The sequence below is a fragment of the Myxococcales bacterium genome, from assembly GCA_022184915.1.
In the GTDB taxonomy this organism is placed as follows: Bacteria; Myxococcota_A; Polyangia; order Fen-1088; family Fen-1088; genus JAGTJU01.
In genome coordinates this window covers 1,086,278-1,103,366 of sequence record JAGTJU010000001.1, presented here as the reverse complement: position 1 = coordinate 1,103,366, position 17,089 = coordinate 1,086,278, and the positions used below count along the sequence as shown (strand labels likewise).

General features: G+C 66.8%; 25 protein-coding genes. 7 read left to right on the top strand and 18 right to left on the bottom strand.

What is annotated here, in order from left to right:
• Window positions 1-26 precede the first annotated feature (26 nt).
• Entirely contained in the window at window positions 27-386 is a 360-nt protein-coding gene (locus tag KA712_04610; GenBank protein MCG5052221.1) for a helix-turn-helix domain-containing protein, read from the bottom strand.
• 270 nt (window positions 387-656) lie between these two features.
• Here KA712_04610 and KA712_04605 point away from each other — a divergent pair, with 270 nt between their 5' ends.
• The 3 genes from KA712_04605 to KA712_04595 all read left to right on the top strand — a co-directional run bounded on the left by KA712_04605 (window position 657) and on the right by KA712_04595 (window position 1,801).
• Window positions 657-899, top strand: coding sequence for a type II toxin-antitoxin system prevent-host-death family antitoxin (locus tag KA712_04605; protein MCG5052220.1), 243 nt, complete (start codon window positions 657-659; stop codon window positions 897-899).
• Entirely contained in the window at window positions 889-1,299 is a 411-nt protein-coding gene (locus tag KA712_04600; GenBank protein MCG5052219.1) for a type II toxin-antitoxin system VapC family toxin, read from the top strand. Before KA712_04605 ends, KA712_04600 begins: the two co-directional genes overlap by 11 nt.
• Before the next feature lie 109 nt (window positions 1,300-1,408).
• Window positions 1,409-1,801: a hypothetical protein gene (locus KA712_04595; GenBank protein ID MCG5052218.1), complete on the top strand. Its 393-nt coding sequence runs from the start codon at window positions 1,409-1,411 to the stop codon at window positions 1,799-1,801.
• Here the strand turns inward: KA712_04595 and KA712_04590 are convergent.
• The 8 genes from KA712_04590 to KA712_04555 all read right to left on the bottom strand — a co-directional run bounded on the left by KA712_04590 (window position 1,696) and on the right by KA712_04555 (window position 8,880).
• Window positions 1,696-2,931: a hypothetical protein gene (locus KA712_04590; GenBank protein ID MCG5052217.1), complete on the bottom strand. Its 1,236-nt coding sequence runs from the start codon at window positions 2,929-2,931 to the stop codon at window positions 1,696-1,698. The two genes, KA712_04595 and KA712_04590, sit on opposite strands and share 106 nt — an antisense overlap.
• Complete coding sequence (locus tag KA712_04585; GenBank protein MCG5052216.1) at window positions 2,928-3,251, bottom strand: hypothetical protein; 324 nt, start codon at window positions 3,249-3,251, stop codon at window positions 2,928-2,930. Before KA712_04585 ends, KA712_04590 begins: the two co-directional genes overlap by 4 nt.
• Window positions 3,248-3,412, bottom strand: coding sequence for a hypothetical protein (locus tag KA712_04580; GenBank protein ID MCG5052215.1), 165 nt, complete (start codon window positions 3,410-3,412; stop codon window positions 3,248-3,250). The genes KA712_04585 and KA712_04580 overlap by 4 nt, the downstream gene beginning before the upstream one ends.
• A gap of 426 nt (window positions 3,413-3,838) precedes the next feature.
• Complete coding sequence (locus KA712_04575; protein MCG5052214.1) at window positions 3,839-4,750, bottom strand: hypothetical protein; 912 nt, start codon at window positions 4,748-4,750, stop codon at window positions 3,839-3,841.
• On the bottom strand, window positions 4,747-4,995 hold the full coding sequence (locus KA712_04570) for a hypothetical protein (protein ID MCG5052213.1): 249 nt from the start codon (window positions 4,993-4,995) through the stop codon (window positions 4,747-4,749). The genes KA712_04575 and KA712_04570 overlap by 4 nt, the downstream gene beginning before the upstream one ends.
• Window positions 4,982-5,173, bottom strand: coding sequence for a helix-turn-helix domain-containing protein (locus tag KA712_04565; GenBank protein MCG5052212.1), 192 nt, complete (start codon window positions 5,171-5,173; stop codon window positions 4,982-4,984). Before KA712_04565 ends, KA712_04570 begins: the two co-directional genes overlap by 14 nt.
• A 166-nt stretch (window positions 5,174-5,339) precedes the next feature.
• Entirely contained in the window at window positions 5,340-7,871 is a 2,532-nt protein-coding gene (locus KA712_04560) for a S8 family peptidase (protein ID MCG5052211.1), read from the bottom strand.
• A gap of 22 nt (window positions 7,872-7,893) precedes the next feature.
• Complete coding sequence (locus KA712_04555) at window positions 7,894-8,880, bottom strand: ATP-binding protein (GenBank protein ID MCG5052210.1); 987 nt, start codon at window positions 8,878-8,880, stop codon at window positions 7,894-7,896.
• 142 nt (window positions 8,881-9,022) lie between these two features.
• On the opposite strand from KA712_04555, the gene KA712_04550 reads away from it, so the two are divergent.
• Both KA712_04550 and KA712_04545 read left to right on the top strand, forming a co-directional pair.
• Window positions 9,023-9,628 carry a type IV toxin-antitoxin system AbiEi family antitoxin domain-containing protein gene (locus KA712_04550; GenBank protein MCG5052209.1) on the top strand — a complete coding sequence of 202 codons (606 nt, stop codon included), beginning with the start codon at window positions 9,023-9,025 and terminating at the stop codon, window positions 9,626-9,628.
• Window positions 9,625-10,548 (top strand): nucleotidyl transferase AbiEii/AbiGii toxin family protein, encoded by a 924-nt coding sequence (locus KA712_04545; protein ID MCG5052208.1) that lies wholly within the window; start codon window positions 9,625-9,627, stop codon window positions 10,546-10,548. The genes KA712_04550 and KA712_04545 overlap by 4 nt, the downstream gene beginning before the upstream one ends.
• Window positions 10,549-10,875: 327 nt before the next feature.
• Here the strand turns inward: KA712_04545 and KA712_04540 are convergent, their stop codons facing one another.
• From KA712_04540 to KA712_04500, 9 genes are all read right to left on the bottom strand, one after another.
• On the bottom strand, window positions 10,876-11,283 hold the full coding sequence (locus KA712_04540) for a DUF924 family protein (GenBank protein ID MCG5052207.1): 408 nt from the start codon (window positions 11,281-11,283) through the stop codon (window positions 10,876-10,878).
• Window positions 11,174-11,548 carry a hypothetical protein gene (locus tag KA712_04535; protein ID MCG5052206.1) on the bottom strand — a complete coding sequence of 125 codons (375 nt, stop codon included), beginning with the start codon at window positions 11,546-11,548 and terminating at the stop codon, window positions 11,174-11,176. Before KA712_04535 ends, KA712_04540 begins: the two co-directional genes overlap by 110 nt.
• Before the next feature lie 170 nt (window positions 11,549-11,718).
• Window positions 11,719-12,513 (bottom strand): nuclear transport factor 2 family protein, encoded by a 795-nt coding sequence (locus KA712_04530; protein MCG5052205.1) that lies wholly within the window; start codon window positions 12,511-12,513, stop codon window positions 11,719-11,721.
• 55 nt (window positions 12,514-12,568) lie between these two features.
• Window positions 12,569-13,342 (bottom strand): SDR family NAD(P)-dependent oxidoreductase, encoded by a 774-nt coding sequence (locus KA712_04525; GenBank protein ID MCG5052204.1) that lies wholly within the window; start codon window positions 13,340-13,342, stop codon window positions 12,569-12,571.
• 272 nt (window positions 13,343-13,614) lie between these two features.
• Entirely contained in the window at window positions 13,615-13,896 is a 282-nt protein-coding gene (locus KA712_04520; protein ID MCG5052203.1) for a hypothetical protein, read from the bottom strand.
• Entirely contained in the window at window positions 13,893-14,315 is a 423-nt protein-coding gene (locus KA712_04515; GenBank protein MCG5052202.1) for a hypothetical protein, read from the bottom strand. Before KA712_04515 ends, KA712_04520 begins: the two co-directional genes overlap by 4 nt.
• A gap of 9 nt (window positions 14,316-14,324) precedes the next feature.
• Window positions 14,325-14,603, bottom strand: coding sequence for a multiubiquitin domain-containing protein (locus tag KA712_04510; GenBank protein ID MCG5052201.1), 279 nt, complete (start codon window positions 14,601-14,603; stop codon window positions 14,325-14,327).
• A 26-nt stretch (window positions 14,604-14,629) separates the two neighbouring features.
• Entirely contained in the window at window positions 14,630-15,139 is a 510-nt protein-coding gene (locus KA712_04505) for a hypothetical protein (protein ID MCG5052200.1), read from the bottom strand.
• Window positions 15,136-16,323 carry an ImmA/IrrE family metallo-endopeptidase gene (locus KA712_04500; GenBank protein ID MCG5052199.1) on the bottom strand — a complete coding sequence of 396 codons (1,188 nt, stop codon included), beginning with the start codon at window positions 16,321-16,323 and terminating at the stop codon, window positions 15,136-15,138. The genes KA712_04505 and KA712_04500 overlap by 4 nt, the downstream gene beginning before the upstream one ends.
• Before the next feature lie 104 nt (window positions 16,324-16,427).
• Between KA712_04500 and KA712_04495 the strand changes: the two genes are divergently transcribed.
• Both KA712_04495 and KA712_04490 read left to right on the top strand, forming a co-directional pair.
• The gene (locus KA712_04495; GenBank protein ID MCG5052198.1) at window positions 16,428-16,619 is read left to right on the top strand and encodes a hypothetical protein; all 192 of its coding nucleotides are present in this window, start codon (window positions 16,428-16,430) and stop codon (window positions 16,617-16,619) included.
• A 66-nt stretch (window positions 16,620-16,685) separates the two neighbouring features.
• Window positions 16,686-17,042, top strand: coding sequence for a DUF2220 domain-containing protein (locus KA712_04490; GenBank protein MCG5052197.1), 357 nt, complete (start codon window positions 16,686-16,688; stop codon window positions 17,040-17,042).
• Window positions 17,043-17,089: the final 47 nt, after the last annotated feature.

Sequence of the window (17,089 nt, the reverse complement as noted above, 5' to 3'; positions counted from 1 at the left end):
GCGATCACTTTCGTTTCTGGCCTGGGTCATTTCGATTCGGTGCACATCAGCTCATCGGCGACACGCTCGGCGACCACGCGATCGAGCTCGTCAAATCGTTCATCCCACTGCACGCGATACCTCTCGATCCACGCCAGCTCTTCCTCGAGCCGACGCGCGCCGAGCTTGCAGGTTCGCACGCGCCCGACCTTCTCGGTCACGACCAAACCGGCTCGTTCCAGAACAAGGACGTGCTTCTTCATGCCCGTGAGGGTCATGCCGAATATGTCAGCGAGGTCGGTGATCGACGCGTCTCGGTGGCCGAGCTGTTCGAGCACGCCGCGGCGGGTCACGTCGGACAGCGCGGAGAACGAGGCATCGAGGCGGTCGCGCGAAAACTGAACCACGCGGTTCACTATTGTCCAAAGCGCAGCCGCGCGCAAGTGTCTCGTCGGCGCACGCGGCGAGCGTTCGGGCGCTCAGGCAGTGTGTGCTCCCATGACGAACACCGTTTTCGCCTGCGCAATCCCCGAGCCGGGCGGCCGGCTCCTGCCCTTCGAGTGCGAGCTCGGCCCGCTCGGCCCCCTCTGACCGGCCAATTGACGTATCGAGTCCTGAACGCAAATAGGGCCCGAAGCGGAAGCTCCTTGGTCCGAGCGCATGACCATGGTATGACCATGGACATGGCCACAGTTGCGGCGGGCGTGTTCAAGACCAAATGCCTCGAACTCATGGACGAAGTCGAACGCACGAAGGAAGAGGTCATCGTCACCAAGTACGGTCGCCCGGTGGCGAAGCTGGTGCCGGTGACCGGTGCGAAGCCGAGCCCGCTATTCGGCCGGGCGACGGGCAGCGTCGTCCGAGTGGCAGACGACGCGTTCGTGCCCGACACGGAGCTCTGGAGCGCCCTTGGCGAGTAGATATCTCCTCGACACGCACGCCTGGTTCTGGCTCTTGACGGGTGAGGCGCGAATCCCGCCACCCACCGTGGCCAGCCTGGAGGCTGCGCTGGGCGAAGGGCGGGTGTTTTTGAGTCAAATCTCGACGTGGGAGATCGCCCACAAAGTTTCCATCGGCAAGATCGAACTCGCCCGCCCTGTGGATCTGTGGCTTCGCGAAAACACAGAGGGGATAGTGATGCTGGATTTGCCTCTCGAGGTCGTGGTCGAGTCTACCCGCTTGCCGGGGACGTTCCACAAAGATCCCGCCGATCGTTTCATCGTCGCCACCGCGCGTGTGCACGATCTCGTGCTCGTGACCCGGGACAAGCTTATCCTCGACTACGCGACCGCGGGGCACGTAAAGGTCGCACCGATTTGATCCGGATACGGCGGTGCAGGGCCATACTAATCGAGCTCTCCCCACGGGACCGAGATGAGAGCGCGAACGCCGTCGCACTGAGACCACCGGGCGATACGAGCGGACCACCGTGGGTGGGGAGGAGGCCGTGCTCTCGTCGCAGATCGAGGAAACACAGGCGACCCTCGCCGACCTGCTCACGTTCGAGGCCCAAGACGGTGGCGAGCATAGCGCCGCGCCCAACGCCGAGCTCGTCCGCGCGCTGGCCCGCCGCGCCCGCGACGCGGGTGAGGTTGAGCACGAGTCTCGGCGTGAGGGTGTAGCGCCAGGGCTGCGGAGGAAGGTTCTCCGCGCGAAACAGCTCCCGGAACTGCTCGTCGGTAAGCGTGGGGTAGCGACGCCTGTCGCGAGCGCGGGTCACAGCCCCAGCTCCCGGCCGAGCACCTTCGTGACGAAGCCGCCGGCCTGCTCGGCAGCGACCAGCTTGCGAACGCGCTCCTTCACCTCGGCGCTGCTGCCGTGACGCTCGGCCGCGGCCAGCGTCCCGCGGTAGGCGTCCCATACGTCAGCGCCCGTGATCTCGTAGCCGTACCCCTGGACGAGCCAGTGGAGCGAGAGCAGGCCCGCGCCGATCGCGAACGCGGGCTCCTTCTCGCCAAAGTCGCGCGCCGCGCGTGCGAGCGTCTTCGGATCACACGGCGTGCGGCTCGCCAGCGCGAGCGCCTCGTCGTAGAGGCCCGCGTCCTTCGCTGCGGCGAACCACTTGCCCTCATCGCCGGGCGTGGTCTTCACGAGGTCCGCGAGAATCTCGCTGACTGGCTTGTGCGGGTACTTCTTCGCGACAGCGCGGAAGGTCGCGAGGTAGGTTCCTGCCTGGTTCGCCTCGAGCCCGTAGCGCTTGTACGCCTCGTCGATGAGCCCCGAGGAGAGCAGCACCTCTTCACAAGCACGCGCGATGGCGACGGGACTGTCGTTCAGACCGCGTCCTTCTTCGGCATACCGGATGGCCTCGGCCTTCTTCCCTTTGGCCGCGAGCGCCTTCACGCCGTACTGGCGGTAGTGCCACATCTTGTACGGGGCGAGCTCGAGCAGCGCGAGCAGGTCGTCGTAGCGCTCGGCCGCGACCAGGGCGCTCAGGCAGTTGGTCGTGCCCTTGAAGAATCCACGTAGGCTCGGGTCGGGGCTCCACGCGAGCTTCACCATCTCGATGAGACGGTCGGCCCACGCCGAGGCGATCCCCTTCGACGCGCAGAGCGTGCCCCAATGGTCGCCGAGCCACTCGATGTAGGGGATGCCGTCGTCCTTGTACGCCTCGAACAGCCGCTCGAGCCACGTCTCGCGCGTCTTTGTATCGACCGGCGCGTCCGCGATGATCGGCACCAGCTCCGCGATGGCGCTGTTCACGGCGGTGCCAATCGAGCCCGACGAGCTGTCCACGTGTTCGAGCGCGGGCGACACCCGCTCGAGGAACGCGATGGCCCCCTCGGCGGCGAGCACGGGCTCCTTCTTCGCGACCTTCTTGATCTCGGCGACGGCCTGCTTGATGCGCGTGATCGCCGGCTGCGACTTCCAACCGAAGGCGTGACGACGAAAGCGCGCCTTGAACTCCCACTTGTACGTCTCGGCCGCCGGCTCCTTGCGCTTCGTCGTCATGGAGCCCTCAGCGCTCGCTCGAACGCGTCGCGAAGCGCAGGGAAGCGCTTGTACTCGGCCTGGAGCGCCGCCGCCCAACGCTTCGTCTCGTCCGTCTTGTCGCACGCGACGCAGGTAGCGACGAGCTCGGCGGCGTGGCCGTAGTGCCTACGCCGCTTCTGCTCGGTTACGCCGGCGACTCGACGCTCCGCGGCCCTCTTCATCGCGGCGAACACGGCCCTACGCGAGGTCGCCTCGGAGATGCCCGCAACGCCGGCGAGCACAACGAGCGTGTCGACCTCGGGAGTCGTGAGGCGCGGTTCCTCGGGATCGGCCGTCATCGCCTCGAGCTCGTCGAGGTCCGCCCGGCGGTGGGTCGCGCCGCTTCGATCTCGTAGAACGCCCGCGCCTCGGGGCGCGTGACGCGCGAGCGCGCCTCGTCGAGAATCGCGGCGATCCGCTCGTAGAGGTGTTCTTCCGGTGCTGGCTGGAGCTCGCTCATGCTGGGTGACCCGATGGAGATCGCCGTGCGCAAGCCCCGACAGATCAGGGGATTGGCGTCGCGGCGCTCTCTGTTTCCCTCCGTCGGCTGCGTCTATACGCCACGAGGGTGGCGCACACCAGACGGAAACAGCGCGACGCGTCTTACTCGGGACAGTGCCCCGATGATCAACAGTCCCACCCGCACGGGACAGGCGAGGTTCCGGGCGCGCCGTCGAGCCGAGAAGCCACGAAAGCGCGGAAGCCCGCGGAGGAACGCGGCGTGCGGAGTCGAACGCGGGCCTCGGCGGGATGTTCGCCGCATAGGTCGGCGGCATTCTCGCGGCTCGGCGTTCGGCGAGGGACCCGAGAACCGGAGGGCCACCCCGCGTGGTCAACAGGTGTCGACCGGCCTCCGGCTGGATCCCAAGAGGCCCCAGCGAAGCCCTCACGGCGCGGCTCCAGCCCCGACCGCTCGGTATGCCTGCTGCGGGTGCGCGGGATTGTCAGGGTGGCGCCGCTCGAGCTTGCCGTCGGTAACCAGCGGCCAGAGGTGCTTGCGCGACAGGTTGGCGGCGTCCTTCAGACCGAGGACCGCTACCAGCTCCCGCGGTGTCCACCAGCGCAGCGCGCAGAGGTCGAGGAGCACCTTGCGGAGCCGAGGCGCCGCAGGCTTCGGGCCGAGCTTCGTGAGCTCGAGCCGGAGGTCGTCGGGCAGCGCAGCGATCAGCGAGGTGACGTCCGGCACCGACCCCTGCGTACCTTGGTCGAGCCCCTGTGCATCCGGCTCGAACCCCTGCGTACCCGGGCTCAACCCCTGCGTATCCTCGGCCGGGAGCCCCTGTGTACCTGGCTCCAGCCCCTGCGCATCGACCGGGAGCTGCGCCTTCGGCCCCAGCTCGTAGTAGCTGTTCGGCCCGGCCGCGTGCAGGGCGAGCAGCTCTCGGTCTCGCAGCCTGCTCAGGAGCGCGCTCGCCCCGAGCGTGTCGAGCCCCGAGATGGCGCGCAGGCGGGCGTTGTCGAGGCGGCCTGCACGGTGCGCTTCGAGCAGCGCGCGGAACTCGACGTCGGTCAGCTCTGCGTCGCCGAGGCGCGCGACGAAGGATTTGTCGTCAGCAGTCAGCGTCGCCGTGTTGCGGAGCGTGACGCGGAACAGGTGGCCCAGCGGGTCGAGCACCGGCGCCGGGAGGAAGAAGCCCTCCATCTCGGCGAACATGCGCGGGATGCCCTCACCCTGGTCGCGCACGATGCCGAGGTCGACGAGCACGCGAACGGTGCGCGGGTTGCGGCTGACGTGGATGCGGTGGAGCGCGAGCAGCTCCTCGAGGTTCACGTCGGGTAGCAGGCCGCCGGGGCTCACGACCTCGAGCCCTGGTCCTGCAGGCGTCGAAGCAGGTCGTACTGCGCTTCTTCGCGCGACGTGTACAGGCCGACCTTTGCGGCCACCAGCTGCGCGAGGAGCTCGGCGAGCTGCCGCAGCTTCAGGAGCGCGGTGTTCGGATCGTCGGCGAAGTAGCGCTCCGCGAGCATGCCGAGGCGCACGAGCTGTTCGTCGTGCTGCTCGAGGTGCGCGAAGTTGGTGCGCGGGCTCTCACGCGTCGCCATCCCCGCCTCCCCTCGGCTGCTCGTCCATCCAGCGCTCGAGCTCCGTGCGCCTGATCCGCCACTGCCCGCGGATCTTGAACGCCGGCAGCTCGCCCGCGTTCGCCATCGCGTAGACCGTCTTCTCCGCGAGCTTCAGCAGCGTGGCGACCTCCCTGATCGTGAGGACCTCGTCGGGCATCCGCTCCTTGCGCTGCGGTCGAGTGGGTCGGGACGGCATCAGATTCCAAAGCGTACCATTGGGTTCCCTGGGCGTACAGAGCCGCGGCGGCGCCTTGCGAGCTCGCAGACAGCGGGCGAGTCCACGTCGAGCGGCCTTCGTCCGGGCCCACTCCCGCGGGCCGTGCCTAAGTCGCGATGACCACCGGCACGCCAACCTGCTGCGCGACCGGCGTCCAGATGTCCGTCTCGACGCCCGGCGTCTCGATGGACACGACGAGGGCGTACCGGGCGCCCAGGTCGCTGCGATCGCGCTTCGGCTGATCCTTCCACCAGCCGCTCACGGGGTAAACGGCGATGACCCCGCGTTCGGCGAGGTCGGCAGCGTTGCAGGAGAGGATGTCCGAGTGAAGGGAGCCTCGGTTACGGGCCTGCTCGCCGAGGTACCACTCCGACGAGTCGCCTCCGGTGGCGGGCTTGGCATCGTCCTCGTCGAGCGCCTTCTTGTTGAGGCGCTTGCGGAACTCCTCGAGCGACTCCGTCGGCCCCTTCACGTCGAAGCGCAGGCCGTGGGAAGCATAGCGGTGCCGCTTCTTCCAGCCGCGCCGGCCGGGGTTCGGCTCGATGAAGTACGAGAGCGTGATGCGCAGGCGCACCGGCGTCGCGCCGAGCTCCGCGAGAACGTCGCGCGGCCAGGGCAGGTCGAAGAAGTGCAGCTCGCGCATCTTGCCCTCAGCGAACGGGCGGATGCTGCTCTGCGCGACCAGGGTGAGCGCGTCGTTGGCGCTCCGAAGGGCACGCTCGGCGCTGGGGACGCCAAAGCCGTAGCGCTGGACGAGCTTCGCCCGGGCGCGCTTACCGCTGGCGCCGCGCAGGTGGGTCTGCATTTGCGCGGACCATTCCGCCGAGTGCACCACGAGCGCGCGCAGGGTCTCGGGCCAGTAGCTCGGGTAGTCGGCCGAGATGAGGGCAGCGAGGCGCGCGGCCTGCGCGCTCGCTGCGCTGGTCGCCCAGCTCAGCACGAAGGACTTGTCGGCGGGCTTGAAGTACGTCGAGAGCAAGGAGAGATCGGGGCACGGAAAGTCGACCTCACCCTTGGCGTTCTTCACGACGTTGCCGCCCTCGAAGACGACGTCGGGCTTGATCGGCCACGCGTCCGCGAAGGTCACGCCCGTAGTGCTCCACGGCGACAGCTCCCCCGGTCGCGCGACGGGCTGCCAGCTCGCCCACTTCGGGTCGTTGATCACGGCCTTCTCGGTCAAGGCCCCGACCGTGAGCGCGTTCCACGCCTGGCCGGGGTCATGGATGGGGTCGGTGTCGCTGCGATCGAGGTGATTGACGGAGAGCGTGGTCTCGTCGATGTTGCCGGCGCAGAGGACGAAGAGGCGTCGCGCGGAGTCGTCGCCCTCGTCGAGGTAGTCGAGCCCCTGCGTGCTCGGATCGAACGAGCGGCCAGCCGCGAGCGCGTCGACCGCCGCCGACCAAGAGGTGGGTTGACCGCGATCGCGTTCGTCGGTCGCTGCGATAGACATCGAGAAGGTGCGACGTCGCTCCGGGGCCTGGATCTCTGCGCGGCTCGCCGCTTCGGCCGTGACGGCACCGTAGAGGTCAGGCGGGTTCACGGGATGGCCATCGGGCGGCAGGATCTTCACCGACTCGAGCCGGTGCCGGAGCGCGACGTTCTGTGTGCCGGCGAGAACGGGCGTGAGGTCACCGTAGAGCGCGAGGCCGGCCATCTCGGTGCCGTGACCGGGGTGGTCGTGTGTGCCCCATGCGGGGTCGCAGCTGTGACAGTCGGCGGCGTCGAGTGAGGCTTCGAGCAGCGGGTGCCCGCGCGTGATCCCGGTGTCGAGCACGCAGACCGCTGGCGCGTCGGCCGATGGCGGTGTGACGCGATCCCGCAGCTCCTTCGCCCACGCGCCCTGGTCCTCGGGGCCCATGTCGACGAAGACCGTGGCGGTCTCCTTAGCCTTGCGGACCTCGGCCAGGTCGTTGAGCACGTCGACTGACGCGGCGAGCTGGGCAGGCGTGCTGCGCACGAGGGTGACGAGGCGATCGTCAAACATGAGTCGACGCGGCGCAACTTCGATGTCCTGCGCAGCAGCGAACCCCATCAAGCGCTCGAGCTCGTTGCCGTCCTGGCGACGGAGCCAGACCTCCCACCAGGCCGTCTCGTCCTCCTCGGAGTAGGCCTCGGAGGTGTCGGTCCAGAGGCTGCGAAGCGTCGCGAGCCGGAGGGTCGCGACCGGATCGATCATGTCCTCGTAGCGGCGCTCGCGCTCCTTCTTCGGCGTCGTCTTCGAGTAGCTCTCGAAGCGCTTGAGGAAGTGCTTCACCTTGCCGTCGGGCACGAACACCGTCGCGCGCTCGATGCGGCGTGGCTCGGGCTCCTCGGTCTTCGAGTGGCTGACGGCGACGACCTCGATGCCCTGCCGCGAGTCCTCGAGCGACGACACCTGGAGCGGCACGCCGGGCTGGCTCTCGAACTGCACATACAGCCCAGGCACCGCGCCGTGGACCTCGATGCCCGCTTCGACGCGGCGCTTGTTGGCCTCGACGACGGCCGCCTTGAGCGCGCGTTCGAGCGCCTTGCCGTGCTTCGCACGGCTCCCCGGCGGCGCCGGCTTGGTGACGTCGATTTTCCGCCCGTGCGGCTTGTACTCCTCGGCCGTCGGTGGGCCGGGAACGAGGATGTGCTTGCGGTTGCGAGGAGCGGCCACGCGTCAGTCCCCCTGGCGCCCGCTATGCGTGCGTACTGCGTCGTTCCGCGAGCGCGGCCACGAGTTCGCTGTCCCGCACGGCCGTGGTGTGATCGAGGATTGCGTTCTTGGCAGCCTGCTCGCAGGCCATCGCGATCTCGGCGTGGCTAAGGCCCTCTGCCGCCTTCGCCGCCGCGTGCCACTCGATGTTGCTCGTGTCGAGGATCGCCAGCCGCGCGCGCATCACGCGGGTCGCGATCTGCTCCGTAGGCAGCGAGTACTCGAGCACCGCATCGAAGCGCCGGAAGAGGGCGCGGTCGAGCAGTCCGACGTGGTTCGTCGCGCCGAGGACGATGCTGTCCGAGTCGTCTTGCTCGAGGAACTGCAGGAACGAGTTGAGCACGCGGCGGATCTCGCCGACGTCGTTCTTGGAGCCGCGCTCGCCGCCGAGCGCGTCGAACTCGTCGAAGAGGTAGACGCCGCGGGTGGACTGGATCGCGTCGAAGACCAGCCGGAGCTTGGCCGCGGTCTCGCCCATGTACTTCGTGATGAGCCCGTCGAGCTGGATGCTGAAGAGGGGCAGACCCAGCTCCCCGGCGAGCGCCGCAGAGGTCATCGTCTTGCCGGTGCCGGGCGGACCGACGAGGAGGAGCTTCCGCATCGGTGAGAACCCGTGCTCGCGGAGACGGTCGCGTTCACGTTGCTCGGTGAGCACGCGCTCGAGGCGGACGCCGAGCACCTCAGGGATCGCCATGTCGGCGACGCGCGTCTTCGGGTAGCCCACCGTGAGCAGGCCTGCAAGCTCGCCTCGGGGCTGGGCCAACGGGACCAGCTTGGGCCCCCGGGCCGGCTCCGTGGCCTTCGCGCGCGCCTTCACCTGGTCGACCAGCTCGCGCAGCTCCTGGGCGAACTTGCCGTGACCGCTCCGCGCCGCCTGCGCCGCCACCTGCATGGCGATCGCATAGAAGCGCGTGTCGTCGCCATCAGCGTGGCTTCGAATGAGCGCTTTGACTTGGTCCGCGGTGGCCATGACGTCCTTCTTGTACCCCGAGCCCCCGACCCAAAGCCATCGGAAGCGCGCAGCCCTTCAAGATTCTGCCTCGGAAGTCAAGGCGCCGGACCCGGGGACAAAACCACTTCACTGTTCATAAGTTTGAAGGTAATATGTCCCCATGGCTGCCCGGGTCTTCGAGCGAGAGGTCGAGCTGTTCCGCCAGCATGGCGGCGGCCTCCGCATGGCCGAAGCTCTGCGCCTCGGCCTCAACCGGAAGACGCTCTACGCGATGCGTGGCGCCCGGGTCGTAGTGCCCGTCTCCCGAGGGGTGTATCGCCTCGCCTCGCTCGATCCGCTCGCGCACCCGGACCTCGTCACGGTGGCCAAGCGCGTCCCGCAGGGCGTCCTCTGCCTCATCTCCGCGCTCTCGTTCCACGAGCTGACGACGCAGGTGCCGCATGTGATCGACATCGCGCTCGAGCGAGGCAAGACGAAGCCGCGCCTCGACTACCCGCCAACGCGCTTCTACTGGTTCTCGGGGCCGGCTTTCCACGAGGGCATCGAGACGCACGAGCTCGACGGCGTACAGGTACGCATCTACGCCCCGGAGAAGACCCTCGTCGATTGCTTCCGGTACCGGAACCAGATCGGCATGGACGTGGCCCTGGAGGCGCTGCGGCTCTGGCGTGAACGCCGCAAGAAGAAGCTCGACGTCCTCCTGAAGTACGCCCGTATGCGCCATGTCGAGCGCGCGATGCGCCCCTACCTGGAGGCGATGCAGTGACCGTCAAGAACGTCTCGAACCTGGCGGCCTCGGTGCAGGCTCGTCTCCAGAAACACGCGCGTGCGACGAAGCGGCCGTTCCAGGAGCTGCTCCAGTACTACGCGATGGAGCGCTTCCTCTACCGGCTGTCGACCAGCCCACACCGCGCGCGCTTCGTCCTCAAGGGCGCGCTGATGCTGCACGTGTGGGAGGCACCGCTCGCGCGCGCGACGAAGGACCTCGACTTCCTCGGCCGGATCGACAACTCGCTCGAGCACCTCGAGCTCGTGGTCTGCGAGGTCTGCACCGTCGACGTGGAGCCCGACGGCATGGTGTTCGACCCGGCCACGGTGAAGACCGAGCGCATCAAGGAGGACGCGGACTACGAGGGCGTGCGTGTCCGCTTCGTCGGCCTGCTCGGCAAGGCGCGCGTCACGATGCAGATCGATGTCGGGTTCGGCGACGTCATCACGCCCGACGCGGTGGACATCACCTACCCAGTGCTGCTCGACTTCCCCGCGCCCGCGCTCTCGGGCTACCCGCGCGAGACCGTGATCGCCGAGAAGTTCCAGGCGATGGTCTACCTGCGCAGCCTGAACAGCCGCATGAAGGACTTCTACGACGTGTGGCTGCTCGCGAGGCAGTTCGCCTTCGACGGATCGCTGCTCGCGAAGGCGATCGCCGCCACCTTCGCCAACCGCGAGACCGCCATGGACGCCGAGCCGATCGCCTTCACACCAGAGTTCACCGAGCAGGCGTCGACCTTGGCGCAGTGGACCGCGTTCCGAAAGAAGCTCCCGAAGACCGAGTGCCCGGAGACGCTCGCCGACGTCGTGCCGTTCCTCGCCGAGTTCCTCGTGCCGATCGCGCGCGCCTGCGCAGCCGGCGTGACCTTCAAGCAGCGCTGGCCACCGGGCGGGCCGTGGACGAGCGGCGTGTGAGGGAGACGCGCTCTCAGCCCACCACCTTCGTGATGAGCGCCATCCCGCGCGCGGCCTCGGCGGGCCTCGCGTCGGCGAGCTCGAGGTACCCCCGCCCGACGCCTACGCGCCGACGAGAAGAAGGCGCTTCAGCTCTTCAACCCGGTCTTGCTCCGCGGGCTCATCACATGCGGAACCTGCAAGAAGACGACGTCACCCTCCAAAGGCGAGGCCTTGACGCTAAAGCTCGTGAAGCATCTGAGGAGGAAGCCCGGTTTTGTTTCGACTACTTTATCGCTTGGTCGAATGAAAGTCTGCCGCCAGCCCTTGATCGCCATGTCGATGAATTCACATGCGCGCTGCAGGTCCGTCACATCTTCCGATGTGCGCCAGGGCCCAAGGCAACAAGCACAGGATTGCGCCCGGCAGCCTGAGTGTTTCCGGCCTGACGAGCTCGCGGACCACGTCTCGTCCAATTGGATCATAGGAGAAGGCTTCTGCGCTGCCGCGAAAGCAGGAGCGGGACAAGTGACCTGCGAGCAGCACCTTGGCCACTTTGCCCTCCAGGATGTCCCATTCTTCCCCAATCAAACTCGGTGGCTCAGCCCTCAGTTCACGGACTACTGCGGCAAAAGGCTGACAGAACTCATCCAGGGCTTTTCCGCTCGCAAACCACAGAGATATCAGAGGTGATGCCCACCACGGTGCGCGTGGGCCGCTTGCCAGCGGGCATGTCCACGAGGGCGACGTAGGCATCCACCACCAGCTGCGGCTTGGGCGCTTCTTCACTTTGCAGGAACGCAGCGAAGTGCGCGCCCATCGCCGCAGGGACACCGGCCAGCTCGCCGTAGCTGGCCGTCACGTCACCATGCGCGGGTGTCTGCCCGGAGGCTCGAAGCCCGGTGCCAAAGGGGCCTGGCTCGACGATCGCGACGTCGATACCGAAGGGCGAGACCTCGTAGCACAGGCCCTTATGACCACCGCCTTGAGGTTTGACCACCGCCTTGAGGTTCTCGTTCATCGGCTCATTCCCTTTGGTGAGGTTCAGCTTCGTTAGAAGCCGAACATCGTGTTGTTGTTTGCTAATCTTAGGTCCTTGACCGGCACCGGCTGGATGACATCCCAGTGCTCCACGGCCTTGCCGTTCTCGAAACGGAGCAGGTCGTAGAAGGCGTTGCTGGTGTCGTTCCACTATCCCTCGCTCACCACGAGGACGAAGTCACCCTCACCGAGCACCTTGTGGATCTTGGTGTACTTGAACATGTTGTTCTGCGAGGTGAGGTACGCCACCGCCTCGCCGAGGCCGGCGAGCCCGTCTTTGATCTGCGGGTTGTGCTGGTGGTACTTGTCCGCGCTGATGTACTCGCCGATCTTTCCGGGATTCTTCCCCATCAGGATGTCTTCCACCATGGACCTCGCGAGCGCCTTGTTGGCTTCGGTCTTGTCCAGGTCCTTCGGCTTCACGGGGCCATCCGTCTGCGTCCTGCCGCTCGCGGTCTGCTTGACCAGCGCGGTCATGGCGTCCCAGTGCTCAGCGACCTTGCCGTTGTCATCCACGCGGATGATGTCGAAGGCCACCATCTCGTCCGCACCGAACGGCTTCGCGTTGTGCCAGAGGTTGTGCATGAAGACGTAGTTGCCGTCTTGGAACATCCGGACGTTCTCGGCCGTGGTGCCGGCCCCCTGTAGCACCGGCAACATCCCGATGAACGGCTCGAGCCCAGTAGGGACGTAGGGGTTGTGCTGGATGTAGTCGGCGTTGGCTAACTGACGCATGGTCGCGGAATCGTTCTTCGCCACTGCGCTTAGAAAAGCGCCTACGGTTTCCTTCGTGCTCATCGTCGTGCTCCTTTGGGTTTGAGGTTGACCGGCCTTCTGGGTCGACTGGGTTGAGGCGCAAGCGGCCAGCAGACCTGCCAGCGCCATCATCGCGAGCAGCCCCTTCGTGGGCGTGGAGATGCTCAAGCTCGTGTGTTTCCTGTTCATCTTCAGGCTCCCTTCGATGGACAACTGGTTGGAAGTTGGCTGATGAGATCGGGGCTCATGCCGACACCCCGCCCAAGGTGCCTTCGAGCTGCATCTCCTTGAGGACGCGATCCTGAATAGGCTGTTTGGCAGCGTTCATCTCATCCACGCCCCACGTGATGCCCACCACGGTGCGCGTGGGCCGCTTGCCAGCGGGCATGTCCACGAGGGCGACGTACGCATCCACCACCAGCTGCGGCTTGGGCGCTTCTTCACTTTGCAGGAACGCGGCGAAGTGCGCGCCCATCGCCGCAGGGACACCGGCCAGCTCGCCGTAGCTGGCCGTCACGTCACCATGCGCGGGTGTCTGCCCGGAGGCTCGAAGCCCGGTGCCAAAGGGGCCTGGCTCGACGATCGCGACGTCGATCCCGAAGGGCGAGACCTCGTAGCGCAGGCCTTGGCTGTAGCCTTCCAGCGCGTGCTTCGTGGCGCTGTAGGTTGCGAAGAACGGCGGGGAGATCTGGCCGACCAGCGACGAGGTGTTGATGATGAGGCCTGACTTCGCTGCGCGCATGCCGGGGAGCACCGCCTGCATGGTGCGGATGGCACCGTAGTAGTTGGCCTCCATCTGCTCCTTGGCCTGCGCGACACTGAAGGCCTCGGTGATGCCGAGGTACATGATGCCGGCGTTGTTGATCAGCACGTCGACCGGACCCTGCGCGAGGATCCGCGCGAACCCGTCGGCGACGGACGCATCGCTCGCCACGTCCATGTCGATGATCGACACGTTCTTCGAGTGGGCTTCGAGCGCTGCCTTCTTGCCGGCATTGCGCCCGGCGGCGTCCCGCATCGTGCCCCACCCCGCTGTCGGACTCCTTGGCGCTCTCGAAGTGCTCGCGCGCGCCGACGATCATCTCGTGTCGCGACGGCCGCTTGCGTCGCCGACGGCGCGACGGGGGCTCGTTCTTGGAAGGCGCCTGCGGTGGTGCGCGGGGGACGCGGCGCGGCTCACCCTCGCGCGACCACTCCATCTCGTCGCCCGGGCGTGCCTCCGGGAGCTCGGGCTTCGCGCTGGTCTTCCCGACCTCGAGTTGTGCCCAGTAGCCGCGAGCCAGCCGCGGGTTACGAAGACTTCTCGCGCACCGACGACATCTCGGACCGGGACCTCAGGAGCGGTTCGATGGCCTCCGTGCGCCAGGTGATTTGGTCGGCCTTGCGGACCGGACAATCTGCGTAGGGGACCGGGAGCACCTCCTGCACGAGTAGGACGTCGTGTTCGGTGGCGTGGTGACGACCGCAGAGCGCGAACGCCACGGCTTCCTTGCCGTCACCGGGGAACAGGTGACGATGAAGTTCCTCGACGTGAATGCCCGCGAGGCGGAGATGAGCTGGACGGTTCTTCATCGGATCTTGAACTCTCGTTCGAGCCAGTCGTCGACGAGCACGAGGTGGCTCGAGATGTCGTCCTCGCCCGCCCGCCACGGGGAAGCAGGAGTGCGGTGCCGAGACCAACGCTGGAACGACTTCCCGTCGAGAACCTGCGCGCTTTGGGTCGCGCCGATGGCCTGATTGTCCTTCCTCGCGAGTGCGGGGAAGAAGTACACCATGTCGATCTGCGCGTCGGGATACCCGGGCGGGATCTGCAGCGCGACGATGGCGCGCTCGACGTTGTATCCGTTGGGTACAGGACGATCGTGGAGAAGCAGCCACCGTCCCGCGCCCTCGACGATGGTCTCCCACTCGAGGCCGGTCGTCTCCAGGTACTGCGTGTCGAACGACGGGAGCTCGAACTGCCGGCGCATGTCAGCCCTCGGTTTGGTCACGCTTCAGCGTCATGAAGCGCTCGACGCCGGGCTCCGTGAAGTCGACCGGGTCGTCGAGGTTGATCCGCCGTGCATCTTCTGGGTCAGCTTGTACTGCTCGACCGGTGTCTTGCCGGCGAGGGTGAGGATCTCGCGCCCAGTCATCGACGAGACCTCGACGGTGAACTTCGTCTTGTCGACTCGGATGACGTACTTCTTCGCCTTCGGCGCCTTCTCCTTCCCGCTGACCTGCTGGGTGTGGAGTTCGATCTCGATCTCGTCGACTTCAGCTTCCATTTCCGTTGCCATGTGGACTGCTCCTTCCCCTGGTGGGGTTACTTCACGAGTTCCCGAAACGATGCGAATGACACCTTGAATCGCCTGCCTTCGAGCGTGACCTTGTCGGCGTCTGCCTCCTCGACGGTGAGGAGCCCCGCGTTGATCGCGAGGACGAAGACGTCGACCGTGGTGATGACGTGGCCGACTCCGACGCGGGCCTCGGCCTCGCGGAGGAACCGCTTCTTCTCATCGGAGGCGATGAGCCAGCCCTTCTGCGCGGCGATCGCGATGCACGCCGCTTCGCCACGACCGATGTGAGTGATCAGCTCCGTGAAAACGGTGATGGCGGCGAGGTCATCGATGACCTCGAGCTTCAGCCAGCCCGCAGTGACCGCGGCATCGAGCGTCGTCCGCTGCTCGGGGAGCGTGATTTCCTCGCGCACGTGATCTGGAACCACGAACTCGTAGTTCGGGATCTGGGCCAGGAGCCCAAGCCGCGACACGTGCATCAGGTTGATGAGCACGTTGGCGTCGGTCACGACGATGCGAAGGAGAGGTGTGCTCACGGCGTCGGGTCGTCTTCGCCGTCGAGACCGGCGTCATCGAGGAGTTGGTCCAGGTCGTCGACGCTGAGGCCGACCATCGCCACGAGTTCGCGGAGCTTGCCGAGTGAGATCTCGTCACGACGGTAGGCTTCGAGCGCCAGCCCGAGGAAGCGATGCTTGAACTCGCTGCGCGTCTCCGCGTGATCGGGCTCGGAGAGACCGAGCGCCGTCGCAAGTGGCTTACCCTTGCCCTCGTCATCGAGCGCTTTGAGGTGGTCGAACTCGGCCTCGGAGAGCAGGCGAAGGTTGCGCAGGCGGTACAGCGCGGAGATCCGGCTCACGCCGAAGTGGTGCGCGAGCAGCACGACGTCGTAGAGCTGGATCGTCTGGGTGCCTGGCGCCGAGCGCCCTTCGACGTTGAGCGCGGCCTCCCCATCGAACACCTCGGCGAAGAGGCGGCTCGGCTTGCCCTTGCCAAGGCCAGCGACGAACTGCCGAACGCCGTCCTCCGGCATGAGGAAGTTCGCGGCGAACGCGTTGGCGCGGACCTCGATGAGATCGTCGCGCGCCGAGGCCTGGCTGATGAGCCCAGAGCGATCACGATCGGCAACGACGTGGGCGTACTCGTGTGCAAACGAGAAGCGGCGACGCAGGTGGTGATGCACGTCGTTCGCGACGACGAAGAGACCCACCTTGCGGTCGCTGAGCGTCAGGCCCGAGACATCGTTCGGCAGCTCGACCATCGCCGTGCGGACGCCCTGCGACTCCAGTAGCTCGGTCATGTCGGGGAGCGGCGCGAAGCCCAAGCCGAGACGACGACGCTCCTCCTCGGCGAGGCGTTGTCCCTGCTGCACCGCCTCCCAGCGCGCCTTCGGCGCCGGGAACGGGTACGAGGCGACCGCCGACAGATCGCGGTCGATGCCGACGAGTCGCTCGAGGTTCGTCAGCTCGCGCCCGAGCGCCATGCACTCGCGAAGCTTGTCGATCACCTCGGGCTCGCCGACGACCGAGGCCTGCACGCGGAAGAGTGCGGTGAGCGAGTCTTCCTGCTGGAACTCGTTGGCCACGAACTCGCGGATGTCGCGCCCGAACAAGTACGCGAGCTTGTCGAGTTCGAGGCTCGAGACCGAGCGCTTTCCAGCCTCGATCTGGACGAAAGTCGGTCGGGAGACGCCGATGTGCTTCGCGGCGTCATCTTGGGTCATGCGACACGCTTCACGTGCTTCGCGGATTCGACGTCCGAGTTCTTCCTGGGTGACGGTCATCGGTGGCCTCACGCGAGCAGGGGTAGGCCGGCGGGAGCGATCCCGTGCGCAAGGCTCCGGTGCCCCGGGTGCGTCGGCGGATCGAACACGTCGGGCAGACGGGCCCCCAGGTTGCCGGCGACCAGCCCGCCGAGCAGCTCCAGAAGGAGATGCTCGGGGCGCTGCTGCTGGGCCTTGGCAAGGGCGAAGCCCCCTCCGGCGAGGGTACCGATGGCTCGATGGGTTCTTCCGTCTGACATTGAGTCCTCCGTTTGCCATCTGAAGTTAGCAAAGAAGACCCTGTCAGTCAAGATCCAGATCTGATGTTAGGAAATCGAACTATGTTCTACCCTGGATGGGACACGGCGACGGTCGCTCGACTTCTCGAGCGCCTGCTCCATGTGCCGCTCATCCACTTCGGCGACCTCGACCCCAACGGCGTGCGCATCCTTCGGCATCTCCGTGCGCTCCGTTCCGACCTACGGTGGTTCGTGCCGGAGTTCTGGACCGAGCTTGTCGAGACGAGGGGTCTACCGGGCGTGTGGCCCGATGACCTTGACCTTGCCGAAGCTCCTGCTCTGGTGCGAGAGCTTGCGAGCCGCGGTCTGTGGCTCGAGCAGGAACCTGTCGCGGTCGACGCGAAAACGCCGTCGGCGCTGGAGGCGCTGCTTGAACGCTGACGCGCAGCTCGCGCAGGACAGCGCCCCGATGGTCAACTGTCCCACCC